Origin of the sequence: Pseudomonas sp. MWU12-2020, assembly GCF_023100605.1 — a bacterium.
Taxonomy (GTDB): domain Bacteria; phylum Pseudomonadota; class Gammaproteobacteria; order Pseudomonadales; family Pseudomonadaceae; genus Aquipseudomonas; species Aquipseudomonas fluorescens_H.
Genome location: NZ_JALMEX010000006.1, coordinates 133,490 through 145,731, shown reverse-complemented (window position 1 = coordinate 145,731; position 12,242 = coordinate 133,490). Strand labels below are relative to the sequence as shown.

General features: G+C 60.2%; 9 protein-coding genes. 8 read left to right on the top strand and 1 reads right to left on the bottom strand.

Annotated features, from left to right (window positions below):
* Positions 1-25: 25 nt before the first annotated feature.
* The 5 genes from M0814_RS15870 to M0814_RS15850 all read left to right on the top strand — a co-directional run bounded on the left by M0814_RS15870 (position 26) and on the right by M0814_RS15850 (position 6,396).
* Positions 26-1,384, top strand: a complete 1,359-nt coding sequence (locus M0814_RS15870) for a glutamine synthetase family protein (RefSeq protein WP_103483396.1) — start codon at positions 26-28, stop codon at positions 1,382-1,384.
* 204 nt (positions 1,385-1,588) lie between these two features.
* The gene (locus M0814_RS15865) at positions 1,589-2,677 is read left to right on the top strand and encodes a polyamine ABC transporter substrate-binding protein (RefSeq protein WP_003224753.1); all 1,089 of its coding nucleotides are present in this window, start codon (positions 1,589-1,591) and stop codon (positions 2,675-2,677) included.
* Complete coding sequence (locus M0814_RS15860) at positions 2,674-3,975, top strand: FAD-binding oxidoreductase (RefSeq protein ID WP_103483395.1); 1,302 nt, start codon at positions 2,674-2,676, stop codon at positions 3,973-3,975. The genes M0814_RS15865 and M0814_RS15860 overlap by 4 nt, the downstream gene beginning before the upstream one ends.
* A gap of 197 nt (positions 3,976-4,172) precedes the next feature.
* A complete protein-coding gene (locus tag M0814_RS15855) occupies positions 4,173-5,828 on the top strand; it encodes an MlaD family protein (RefSeq protein WP_103483394.1) in 1,656 nt (551 codons plus the stop codon).
* A 16-nt stretch (positions 5,829-5,844) separates the two neighbouring features.
* On the top strand, positions 5,845-6,396 hold the full coding sequence (locus M0814_RS15850) for a PqiC family protein (protein ID WP_103483393.1): 552 nt from the start codon (positions 5,845-5,847) through the stop codon (positions 6,394-6,396).
* On the opposite strand, the gene M0814_RS15845 is transcribed toward M0814_RS15850, so the two are convergent.
* Entirely contained in the window at positions 6,354-7,667 is a 1,314-nt protein-coding gene (locus M0814_RS15845) for a HAMP domain-containing sensor histidine kinase (protein ID WP_103483392.1), read from the bottom strand. The genes M0814_RS15850 and M0814_RS15845 overlap by 43 nt on opposite strands.
* A 424-nt stretch (positions 7,668-8,091) precedes the next feature.
* Here M0814_RS15845 and M0814_RS15840 point away from each other — a divergent pair, with 424 nt between their 5' ends.
* The 3 genes from M0814_RS15840 to M0814_RS15830 all read left to right on the top strand — a co-directional run bounded on the left by M0814_RS15840 (position 8,092) and on the right by M0814_RS15830 (position 12,196).
* A complete protein-coding gene (locus M0814_RS15840; RefSeq protein WP_247868493.1) occupies positions 8,092-8,664 on the top strand; it encodes a histidine phosphatase family protein in 573 nt (190 codons plus the stop codon).
* 296 nt (positions 8,665-8,960) lie between these two features.
* Positions 8,961-10,682, top strand: coding sequence for a lipid IV(A) 4-amino-4-deoxy-L-arabinosyltransferase (gene arnT / locus M0814_RS15835; RefSeq protein ID WP_103483390.1), 1,722 nt, complete (start codon positions 8,961-8,963; stop codon positions 10,680-10,682).
* Positions 10,679-12,196, top strand: a complete 1,518-nt coding sequence (locus tag M0814_RS15830; protein ID WP_103483389.1) for a glycosyltransferase family 39 protein — start codon at positions 10,679-10,681, stop codon at positions 12,194-12,196. The genes arnT and M0814_RS15830 overlap by 4 nt, the downstream gene beginning before the upstream one ends.
* The last annotated feature ends 46 nt before the right edge of the window (positions 12,197-12,242 follow it).

The window sequence follows — 12,242 nt, the reverse complement described above, 5'->3', positions numbered from 1 at the left end:
CTATAAAACCAATAACGAGGTCTTTATGAATGCCCCTTTCGATCAGCTGTTCACTTGGCTGAAAGATCACAAGATTACCGAAGTTGAATGTGTGGTCAGCGACCTGACCGGCATCGCCCGCGGCAAGATCGCACCGACCAACAAGTTCCTGCATGAACGAGGCATGCGCCTGCCGGAAAGTGTGCTGCTGCAAACGGTAACCGGGGATTTTGTCGACGACGACATCTACTACGACCTGCTCGACCCGGCCGACATCGACATGGTCTGCAAACCGGTGAGCGACGCCGTGTATGTGATTCCATGGGCGATCGAGCCGACCGCCATCGTCATCCACGACACCTTCGACAAGTTCGGCAACCCGATCGAACTGTCGCCGCGCAACGTGCTGAAAAAGGTCCTGCAGCTGTACACCGACAAGGGCTGGAAGCCGATCGTTGCGCCGGAAATGGAGTTCTACCTCACCCAGCGCTGCGAGGACCCGGACCTGCCGCTCAAGGCGCCACTGGGCCGTTCGGGCCGTGCCGAAAGCGGTCGGCAGTCGTTCTCCATCGATGCTGCCAACGAATTCGATCCGCTGTTCGAAGACGTCTACGACTGGTGCGAGTTGCAAGGTCTGGATCTGGACACGCTGATCCACGAAGACGGCCCGGCGCAGATGGAAATCAACTTCCGTCACGGCGATGCACTGGATCTGGCCGACCAGATCACCGTGTTCAAACGCACCCTGCGCGAAGCGGCGCTCAAACATAACGTCACCGCAACGTTCATGGCCAAGCCGATTGGCGACGAGCCTGGCAGCGCGATGCACCTGCATCAGAGTGTGGTCGACATCGAGACCGGCAAGCCGATCTTCGCCGATGCCGACGGCAAGATGAGCGAGCTGTTCCGCCATCACATCGGCGGGTTGCAGAAGTACATCCCGAAAGTGCTGCCGATGTTTGCGCCCAACGTGAACTCGTTCCGCCGCTTCCTGCCGGACACTTCGGCACCGGTCAACGTCGAGTGGGGCGAAGAGAACCGCACTGTCGGCCTGCGTGTGCCGACCTCCGGCCCTGAATCCATGCGCGTGGAAAACCGCCTGCCGGGCGCCGACGCCAACCCGTATCTGGCGATCGCCGCGAGCCTGCTGTGTGGCTACATCGGCATGGTCGAAGGCATCGAACCGAGCGCCGCCGTCGAAGGCCGCGCCTACGAACGCCGCAACCTGCGCCTGCCGATCACCATCGAAGACGCGCTGACACAAATGGAAGAGTGCACAACCGTTGCCGAGTACCTGGGCAACAAGTTTGTGCGCGGCTACGTCGCGGTGAAACGCGCCGAGCATGAAAACTTCAAGCGCGTGATCAGTTCGTGGGAGCGCGAGTTTCTGCTGCTGAGCGTCTGACTCCAGCACAAATCCCCTTCCTCCATGGCATGGCTTTTTGTGGGAGGGGGCTTGCTCCCGAAAGCGGTGTATCAGCCAGCTGTAATGTTGGAGGTACCGGCCTCTTCGGGAGCAAGCCCCCTCCCACAAAGAGCAGGGGAACAATGATCCATCTGAAAATCCAGAACCACCCGAAAAACTCCAATAATTCCAAGAGGTGTCGATATGCGTCTATTGAAATCCATGGTTCCCGCCGCACTGGCGCTGTTGTGCAGCACCGCAGCCCTGGCCCAGCCCCAGGTCTCCGTCTACAACTGGACCGACTACATCGGTGAAACCACCCTCGCCGACTTCCAGGCCAAGACCGGGATCAAGGTGATCTACGACGTTTTCGACTCCAACGAAACCCTGGAAGGCAAGCTGCTTGCCGGCCGCACCGGCTACGACGTGGTCGTGCCGTCCAACCACTTTCTCGCCCGCCAGGTGAAGGCCGGCGCGTTCCTCAAACTGGATCGCGAGCAGTTGCCGAACTGGAAAAACCTCGACCCGAAACTGCTCGCGCTGCTTGAAAAGAACGACCCGCAAAACGCGCACTCGGTCCCTTACCTGTGGGGCACCAACGGCATCGGCTACAACGTCGACAAGGTCAAGCAAGTGCTGGGCATCGATCACATCGATTCCTGGGCGGTGCTGTTCGAACCGGAAAACATCAAGAAGCTGTCGCAGTGCGGCGTGTCGATGATGGACTCGGCCGACGAAGTGTTCCCGGCGATCCTCAACTACATGGGCATGGACCCACGCAGCGAGAACCCGGAAGACTTCAAGAAGGCTGAAGCCAAACTGCTGAGCATCCGTCCGTACATCACCTATTTCCATTCCTCGAAATACGTGTCCGATCTGGCCAACGGCGATATCTGCGTGGCGTTCGGCTACTCCGGCGACGTGTTTCAGGCCGCCAACCGCGCCAAGGAAGCCAAGAACGGCGTGAACATCGCCTACGCGATCCCGAAGGAAGGCGCCAACCTGTGGTTCGATCTGTTAGCGGTTCCAGCCGACGCCGCCAATCCCAAGGAAGCCCACGCCTTCATCAATTACCTGCTTGATCCGCAAGTGATCGCCAAGGTCAGCGCTTCGGTCGGTTACGCCAACCCGAACCCGCCGGCCAAGCAGTACATGGACGTGGCACTGGTGAGCAATCCAGAGGTTTACCCACCGCAGGAAGTCCTCGACAAACTGTATATTTCCACCACCCCGCCCCAGTCGATCATGCGTCTGATGACCCGTTCCTGGAGCAAAGTGAAGTCGAACAAATGAATCAGTACAGCAAAGAACACGCCCGCTCCTATTACGCTGCTTCGGCCCGGGCAAGTACGCCCTGGCCGGTGCTCGACGGTGATCTCAGCGCCGATGTCTGCGTGATCGGCGGCGGGTTCACCGGGGTCAACACCGCGATTGAGCTGGCGCAACGCGGGCTGTCGGTGGTGTTGATCGAAGCCCGGCGCATCGGCTGGGGGGCCAGCGGACGCAACGGCGGTCAGTTGATTCGCGGCATCGGTCATGAGGTCGAGGGCTTTGCACGTTACGTGGGCAACGACGGCGTGCGCTATCTGCAACGTGCCGGGATCGACTCGGTGGACCTGGTGCGCCAGCGCATCACTGAAAACGATATCGAGTGCGACCTGCGCTGGGGCTTCTGCGAACTGGCCAACACCCCGGCGCAGTTCGCGGCGTTCAAGGACGAACAGGTCAGCCTCGACGAACTCGGCTATCAACACCAGACCCGCCTGGTTGGCCCCGAGCAGATCCGTCAGCAAGTGGTCAACGCCGACGGCTACGCGGGGGGGCTGATCGACATGGGCTCCGGCCATCTGCATCCACTGGATCTGGTGCAGGGCGAAGCGCGTCTGGCGGCGTCCCTCGGTGTACGCCTTTTCGAGCAAAGCCCGGTGCTGCAGATCATCCACGGCGAAACCGTTGAGGTGCGCTGCGCCACTGGCAGCGTGCGCGCCGGCAGTCTGGTGCTCGGTTGCAATGCGCATCTGGATGAACTCGAACAGCAACTCAGTGGCAAGGTGTTGCCCGCCGGCAGTTACATCATCGCCACCGAGCCGTTGTCCGAAGCTCGAGCCGCGCAACTGATCCCGCACAACCTGGCGTTGTGCGACCAGAAAGTCGGACTCGATTACTACCGGCTCTCGGCGGATCGACGGTTGTTGTTCGGCGGGGCTTGCCACTATTCCGGCCGCGATCCGGCGGACATCGCCGCCTACATGCGCCCGAAGATGCTCAAGGTCTTCCCGCAACTGGCGGATGTGCGCATCGACTATCAGTGGGGCGGCAAGATCGGCATCACCGCCAACCGCTTCCCGCAGGTCGGCCAGCTCAAGCAGCAGCCGAACGTGTTCTACGCTCAGGGTTATTCCGGTCACGGTCTTAACGTCACGCACTGGTGTGCAAAGCTGCTGGGCGAGGCCATTCACGCCGGCCATAGTCAGGGCATGGACGTGTTCAGTGCCGTGCCGCACATGACCTTCCCCGGCGGCCCGGCGCTGCGTTCGCCGCTGCTGGCACTGGGGATGTTCTGGTATCGCCTGCGCGAACTTGTCGGCTGAACGCATCCCCCCTGTAGGAGCTGCCGCAGGCTGCGATCTTTTGATCTTTAAAAATCAAGATCAAAAGATCGCAGCCTGCGGCAGCTCCTACACGTAACCAGCTCCTCGCTATTTGCTCTATCGCCAAGCACTTCTATATTGATGGAGTGCTTTTGCGTTCCTGACGCTCAGCATCCACAAAACCGAGGGGGACATGGATGAAGTCGTCAGCCGCCGATGAGCCACGAGCACCGGGCCAAGCGCCGATCAAGACGCGTCGTTTCAGCATTTCACTGGTGTGGATCGTGCCGATCGTGGCGGTGCTGGTCGGTATTTCGCTGGTGGTGCACAACCTGCTGCAGGAAGGCCCGACCATCGTCGTCAACTTCAAGACCGGCAGCGGTCTGACCGCCAACAAGACCGAGGTCAAGTATCGCAACGTGGTGATCGGTCAGGTGACTGACGTCGAGTTGAGCGCCGACCAGAAGAGCGTCGACGCCACGATCAAACTGGCCAAGCAGGCCGAAACCTTTACCCGCGAAGACTCGCACTTCTGGGTCGTGCGCCCGCGCATCGGCGCCGGTGGCGTTTCGGGCATCGACACCCTGCTCTCCGGCGACTACATCGGTGCCGATATCGGCCAGGCCGACAGCCGCGCCAAACACTTCAAGGGCCTGGAAAATCCACCGCCGATCACTTACGGCGAACCGGGCAAGCGCTTCATGCTGCACGCTCCGGATCTCGGCTCGCTGGACATCGGATCGCCGGTTTACTACCGCAAGATTCCGGTCGGCCAGGTCGTCACCTACACCCTCAATCCCGAGGGCAAAGGCGTGGACATCGAGGTGTTCATCCATTCGCCGAACGACGCGTTCGTCACCGAAAATACCCGGTTCTGGAACGCCAGCGGCATCGACATCAACGTCGGCGCCAACGGCTTCGCAGTAAAGACCGAATCGCTGTCGACCATGCTGGTCGGCGGCATTGCCTTCCGTGCGCCGGATTACAGCCCCAACGACGTTGCTGCCACGGACGACAAAGACTTCGAGCTGTTCGCCGATCAGCAGACCGCCCTCGCCCCGCCCAACGGCAAGGCGCAATACATGGTGCTGCGTTTCGATCAGTCGCTGCGCGGACTCAAGGTCGATGCACCGGTAGAGTTTCTCGGCATGGAGATCGGCCGGGTCGTCGGGATCAACCTGGACTTCGACGCGAAAAAACGCAGCTTCCCGCTTAACGTCGGCATCGTCATTTACCCGCAGCGCCTGGGCCAGGCCTACAAAAAGATGCTGACCGAATTCAAGCACGATCCCAACGACGAAGCCGCCGGTATTCGTCTGCTCGGCACCTTCGTCGATAACGGTCTGCGCGCCCAGGCCCGCAGTGGCAACCTGCTGACCGGGCAGCTGTACGTTGCACTGGATTTCTTCCCGAAAGCCGAGAAAGTTGCGTTTGACCCGACGGCCCGGCCGGTGGTCTTGCCCACCGTGCCCGGCAGTCTCGAACAGTTGCAGGAAAAACTCGAAGCCGTGGTCGACAAGCTCAACAAACTGCCGGTCGAACGGATTGCCGGCAACCTCGACAGCAACCTCGTGGAGCTGCGCAAAGGCCTGCAACAGTTCAACGCGAAAACCCTGCCGAGCGTGCAGACCACCCTGGCCGACGTCAGCAAGACCTTGCAGTCCGCCAGCTCGACGCTGGCCGAAGATTCGCCGCAGCGCGAGAAGCTCACCGAGACCCTCGACGAACTCGGGCGCATGTCGCGGTCACTGCGTGAGCTGTCGGATTATCTCGGTCGCCATCCGGAATCGCTGATCCGCGGTCGCCCCGACAACGCCGCGCCGCTGGATCTGAAAGGACCGCCACGCAATTGAGCACAGGAGCTACCCCATGGCTTTACCGCTGAAGATCACCGTGCTCGCTGCGTTCATGCTGCTGGGTGCCTGCCGCAGCGAGCCGATCAACTTTCACACCCTGACGCCGGTGCAACTGCCGGCGTCCCGGGCCGGTGCGCAAATTCCCATCGAGGCGATCAGCGTGCCGCCACAGGTCGACCGCCCGCAAATCGTCATCCGTCAGGGCAACAATGGCCTGGCGATTCTGGAAACCCAATGGTGGGGGGCGAGTCTGGCGGATGAGTTGCGCAGCGCGTTGAGCGATCAACTGAGCAATACCGGCAGTCGCGGCAATGTTTCGGTGCGCATTGATGTGCAGCGTTTTGACTCTATCCCCGGACAATACGGGCTGATCGACGTCAAGTGGCGCCTGCGCCCGAGCGGTGCGGCGGACAATGCTCTGCTGACCTGTCATTCAACCTTGCAAACACCGTCCGGCCCGAGCATCGATGACCTGGTAGCCGCGCAACAGAACAACGTCAAACGCCTGGCTGCCCTGATCAATCAAGCGGCGGGCAATTCACGCACCTGTCCATCGGCGTCCTGAGTCGCCGCCGGTAGCGTGACGGTGAAACGGCAGCCGTTGGGTTCGCGAGTCACCAACTGAACCTGCCAGTGCTGATGGCTGCAGATCCGCTGCACCAGCGACAACCCCAGGCCAAGCCCTTCACCGCGCTGTTCGTCACCACGCACGAATGGCTGAAACATCGCCTGGCGTTTCTCTTCCGGAATACCGATGCCGCTGTCCTCGACCACGAAACTGTCCTTGAGCAGAGTCAACCGGACAAAGCCCTGATCGGTGTAGTGCCAGGCGTTGCGCAACAGATTGCCCATGACCGATTGCAAGAACGTCAGGTCATAACGCGTGGTGCCCGCCAGTTGCGGCTCGTAGATAAACTCCAGACCTTTTTCGCGAATCAGTCGCCCCCAGATGTCCACTTGGGCGTCAGCGATAGATTTGAGTGTGCAGGTGGATTCGGTGCCAAGCTCTTCCGGCTTGCGCGCCAGCATCAAAAAGGTTTCGACCAGTTGGCGCATTTCAGCGCTGGCCCGGGCAATGCGGTTGACCTGCTCAGTGGAACGCCGATCCAGCGAGGGGTTGGCCAGCAACAGCTCGCAGGAGCTGGCCAGAATCATCAGCGGTGTGCGCAGTTCGTGGCTCACGTCACTGGTGAAGAGCTTTTCCCGGTTCAGGGTCTCGCGCAACCGGCCGAGTGTCTGGTCGAAAGACAGCGCCAACTCCCCTACTTCATCATCGGCGTAATCCGGATGCAGGGCCGGCGCCAACGCGATCAACTGATCGCGATGACGTACCTGCCCCGCCAGGCGAATCACCGGCGCCATGACCTGCCGCGCCAGCAGCCTGCCGAGCGCGACAGCCAACATGACACTGAGGATGAACCCGACAATCACCACGAAGAACAGCAGGTGCTCGCGTTGCTCGAAGCTTTCCTGATTGCGCAGCAACACATATTTGCGGCCGCCGACTGCCTCGACCATGGCGTAAAAGTCATCACCGTTGAAGGTGATCTCCTGAAACCCCAGGGGCAGTTTTGCCAGTTGCGGCGTCAGCGCCATGGGCCCCGGACCGTTCTCGAAAAAAAACAGTTCGCTCTTTTCCGGCTCATGGCGCCACTGGTTGATGTCGTCCATCGCCAGCAACCGGCGCAGTCCGCCGCTCAGGGCCGTCATGGTCAACTTGTGCTCGACGACATGCACCGTGGCCACAATGCCCATCGCGAAGACACCGGCTACCACCGCGCTCATCAAGGCGAACACAATCACGATCCGATTGGCGAGGCTTTGCTTGAGGTCCATCCGGTTCAATGACTCCAGTGCTGATGTCAGAGCTGCAAGGGGCGGCGCGACGACGTTGTCCAAAGCGCGCAGCTTCGCCTTGCCCGGCGCAGTTGTTAAGTGCTTCAAGCAAACAAAACAGCTATTTGAGTTTAGTTATCAAATAGACTATTCCGCTGATATCTGTGCTTCTCTCGCAAATTTTTCACATGTTCTTCACTACGCCGCCACGACTCTGAACGTAGTGTTCAGCAGCCATTCAAGCAAACCGCCGTAAAGTAACTAAACTCCTGGAGCTTACGTTGCACTTTGCGTGTGGACTGAATGGAACTCGGGAATGACAAGGGGCAACGTCGTGGTTGAATTAGTACAAATACAATCAGCACCCAAGAGATCGTACCTCTCTCGTCCGCGGGCCTGGGTCGCCATCGCTGCCGGCGTGCTGGTGATCACCCTGATTTGTGGCTTCGTCTGGCTGCAGCGTTCACCTGCCAACCTGCGTTATGTCAGCGACTCTACCACCCAGCAATGGGTGAAAGCCTGGCAGGCTGGCGAGGTCGTCGCACTGGTGCGCCACGCCGAACGCTGTGACCGCTCGAGCAACATTTGCCTGGGGCCGGCAGACGGTATCACCCAGGCAGGCAGTGTCTCCGCAGCCTCCGTAGGTCGTGCCTTCACGCAATTGGGAATGCAGCAGACCCAAGTGTTCACCAGCCCGCTGACGCGCACTGCGCAAACGGCTCATTACATGTTCGGTCGCGACGCAGTGGCGGCAGAATGGCTTGAAACCTGTGGTCCGACGATGCGTGATGAGTTGGTGGCGCACAAGACCCCGGGGCAGAACATGATCCTCGTGACCCACAGCGGCTGCATCGCCGATTTCGAAAGGCAAACCGGTTACCCGCGCGCGGTCGCCGCCGAATATGGCAGCGCGGTTTTAGCCCGTGTAGATGCCCAAGGCAAACTTGAAGTCATTGGCATCATGAACCCCGAAGGCTGGCAGCGATTGGCCAAGTAACCAGCAAACTTAATCAAGCACTAAACAGCTCGGCCAATGCTCTGGCACAGGGTATTGGCGCGCATGAAATTGTAATAAGAAATGTTTTTCAGACTGAAAAACTGGAAATATTTCATTTTAAAGCTTGTCTTCCCAAGGAGAACTTAAAGCTGGAAGCAGACCCGTTCTCTGAATACAGGAGCACGTCCATCGGACGTGCTCGCCTCTGCATTCATTCAACCCAGTGCCGCGCCTGCAACGGAAATCGCCAGGCGCTTCACTGAAACGCACACTTTGTACTGCACCAAGGTCCAGTCATGACGTCTGAGAACAAACCGCTGCACCATGCAGCGTTGAATTTGCCGCGCCTCCACCAGAGCACCCTGGTCGAGCGCTTTGCGATACCCGGGCTGGTGCTGGCATTCGTGGTCTTTTATCTGCTGCCACTGATGACCCACGGTCTGTGGATTCCCGATGAAACCCGTTATGGCCAGATCAGCCAGGAAATGCTGCTGAGCGGCAACTGGGTGGCGCCGCATTTCATGGGCATCCGCTACTTCGAAAAACCGATTGCCGGCTACTGGATGATCGCCATCGGCCAGGCCATTTTCGGTGAAAACCTGTTCGGCGTACGCATCGCCTCGGCGCTCAGCACCGGCGTAAGCGTGTGGCTGGCCTACGTATTGGCCCGTCGCCTGTGGAACAACCCGCGAATCAGCGCAGCGTGCGCCCTCCTTTATATGAGCTTCGGCCTGATTGCAGGTCAGGCCGGCTATGCCAACCTCGATCCGCAGTTCACCCTGTGGGTCAACCTCAGCCTGGTGGCGATCTGGTTTGCCATCGACAGCACCACCCCGCGCGCGCGCCTGGGCGGCTGGGCATTGTTGGGCCTCGCTTGTGGCATGGGCCTGATGACCAAAGGTTTCCTCGCCCTGATGCTGCCAGTGCTGATCGCCCTGCCCTACATGATCTGGCAACGACGCTTTGGCGAGCTGGTGCGTTATGGTCTGGTCGCCGTTGTGGTGGCCGCCCTGGTCAGCGTGCCTTGGGCACTGGCCGTGCATTACCGTGAACCGGATTTCTGGCGGTTCTTCTTCTGGCACGAACACATCCGCCGCTTTGCCGCCGGCGAAGACGCACAGCATGCACGGCCATGGTGGTTCTATCTGCCGCTGCTGTTTGCCGCCACCTTGCCATGGGCATTGCTGCTGCCTTCGACGCTGTTGCGCACCTGGCGCGAAAAGCGTGACCCGAAAATCGCCTTCCTGGCTTTGTGGTTCCTGCTGCCCCTGGCGTTTTTCAGCGCGAGCAGCGGCAAACTGCCGACCTACATCATGCCGTGCCTGCTGCCATTGGCCCTGTTGATGGGCTACACCGTGATGAACTGGCTCGCTGACCAGAACGGCCGCGTCTTGCGTACCAACGGTGTGGTCAACGTGGTGCTGGCCGGCGCTGCACTGGTGGCGCTGATTTATCTGCAAGCGACCCGTGAAATCTATGCAAACACCGAGATGTTCAGCCTGTCGCTGGCCTACATCGTATTGCTCGGCTGGATCATTGCCGGTTCGCTGCAAGCCTTGCGACCTCTGACGCTGTGGGCGATGCCGGCGCTGGGCATCGGCCTGCTTGTCGCGCTGCTACCCGCTGCAATGCCGGCGACCATCGTCAACAGCAAGATGCCGGATCAGTTCATCGCCGAGCATCAGCAGGAACTCAGCCAGACCAGCTCTTTGCTGAGCAACGACCTCGGCGCGGCTTCTGCTTTGTCATGGCGCTTGCGCCGCCCGCAGGTCGACCTGTTCAACACCGTTGGCGAGCTCAAGTACGGCCTCGATGACCCGGCCATGGCTTCACGCAAAGTCAGCCTGGAAGGTGTTGGCCAATGGATGACCGAAGCGCGGAAAAAAGGCTCGGTGGGCGTGGTGATGCGCGTCAACAGCACATCGGACGCGCAACAACTTGAGCTGCTGCCAATAGACGGCAAGCACTACCGCCGTGGCCAAATCGAAATCCTCATCTTCAGTCAGAGCCAGCCATGACCCAGACCAGGACTGAACGGAGGCAGTTGCTGCTTCTGCTGGCAGCGACTGCCCTGCTTTTACTGCTCGGCCTGGGCAGTCGTGAGCTGTGGGGGCCGGAGACCCGTTGGGCCAACATCGCGTTGCAGATGCTGCAAAGCGGCGACTATTTCGACCCCTATCTCAAGGGCAGCCCCTACTACGACAAACCGTTGCTGTCGTACTGGCTGATCACCGCCACCTCGTGGTTCACCGGCGGACTGGGGCATTGGTCGTTGCGCCTGTCATCGGTGATTTCCGCGTGGTTCAGCGTGTGGCTGGTGTACCTGATCGGCGAGCAACTGTTTCGCAAAGGCACCGGGTTGATCGCCGGCTGGATGCTGGCGACCACGTTCTACTTCGTGTTCTGGGCGCGAGTCGCCACCGCCGACATCCTCACCGTTTGCGGTGTACTGGCGGCCGTCTGGTGGTACTGGCGTGGCCCGGATGACACGCGGTTCTGGCGCTACGTGGTGTTCTTCGGTCTGCTGTCGCTGACATCGCTGTTCAAAGGCCTGATCGGTTTCATCCTGCCCGGCCTGGTGCTGCTGCCGCACCTGCTCAGCGAACATCGCTGGAAACGTCACCTGAACCTGCGACTGCTGGGTGCTCTGCTGATCGCCGGGGCGTTCTACATGACGCCGTTCCTGTTGTCCCACCTCTACGGTGCGCCCAACTACGAACAGAGCGGCCTCGGCCTGGTGCTGCGCGAAAACGTCGTGCGGTTTTTCCAGCCGTTCGATCAATTCGGGCCGATTTACACCTACTTGATCTACCTGCCGGTCTACACCCTGCCATGGGCACCGTGCTGGTTGATCGCCTTGTGGGTGGCCGCGCGCAACTGGAAGCACATCGAACCGGACACCCGCTGGCTGATTCAAGGGCTCGCGTTGCTGATGCTGTTCTTCACCGCGTGTGGCAGTCGCCGCAGTTATTACGTCCTGCCGTTGGTGCCCTTCGCGCAACTGCTGGGTGCCTGGTGGGTGACCCGGCGCATGGCCGCTCGCAACAGCGCAGGTCGTGGGCTGAAGATCGGCTTCGCTGTCACCACGGTGTTACTCGCCGCGATCCTGGGGGTGCTTTACCCGTGGACCAACAGCGGCGGCGGTGTTATCCGCTTCGGCGAGCAGGTTCGCGAACAGGCCAGTCAGCAGGCACCGTTGAATCAATGGCGCATGGTCATGATCGAGGTCGACAACAAAGTGCCGATGTACCTGCAAACCGGTGGTGCACCGTTCTACTACGTGCCGGAAACGATCCAGGACTTCCCGCACAATGGCGACACCGCGACGCTGATCGCCTGGCTGGAAAGAACCAGCGGGGAACATTGGGATCCGCAACGCACGATTTTCGTCGCGCAATACCGTTCCGGTGATGCCGTGCCACTGGATGCGCTGAAGGCTGATCACCAGGTCATCACCACCACGCCCACCCGTGGCGAGCAGCTATTCCACGGACGTGAAGACCAGAGCGTGGCCTACATCCCCCACTCCTGAGCAATGACGTTAAGACAAAAGTGGAGAGTCGCGGTAAATTTGAATG

What these genes read in the sequence shown, in the direction of transcription:
- M0814_RS15830 (WP_103483389.1), top strand. Translation starts at nt 10,679, where the DNA reads ATGACCCAGACCAGGACTGAACGGAGGCAGTTGCTGCTTCTGCTGGCA.
- M0814_RS15870 (WP_103483396.1), top strand. Translation starts at nt 26, where the DNA reads ATGAATGCCCCTTTCGATCAGCTGTTCACTTGGCTGAAAGATCACAAG.
- M0814_RS15855 (WP_103483394.1), top strand. Translation starts at nt 4,173, where the DNA reads ATGAAGTCGTCAGCCGCCGATGAGCCACGAGCACCGGGCCAAGCGCCG.
- M0814_RS15850 (WP_103483393.1), top strand. Translation starts at nt 5,845, where the DNA reads ATGGCTTTACCGCTGAAGATCACCGTGCTCGCTGCGTTCATGCTGCTG.
- arnT (WP_103483390.1), top strand. Translation starts at nt 8,961, where the DNA reads ATGACGTCTGAGAACAAACCGCTGCACCATGCAGCGTTGAATTTGCCG.
- M0814_RS15865 (WP_003224753.1), top strand. Translation starts at nt 1,589, where the DNA reads ATGCGTCTATTGAAATCCATGGTTCCCGCCGCACTGGCGCTGTTGTGC.
- M0814_RS15860 (WP_103483395.1), top strand. Translation starts at nt 2,674, where the DNA reads ATGAATCAGTACAGCAAAGAACACGCCCGCTCCTATTACGCTGCTTCG.
- M0814_RS15845 (WP_103483392.1), bottom strand. Translation starts at nt 7,667, where the DNA reads ATGGACCTCAAGCAAAGCCTCGCCAATCGGATCGTGATTGTGTTCGCC.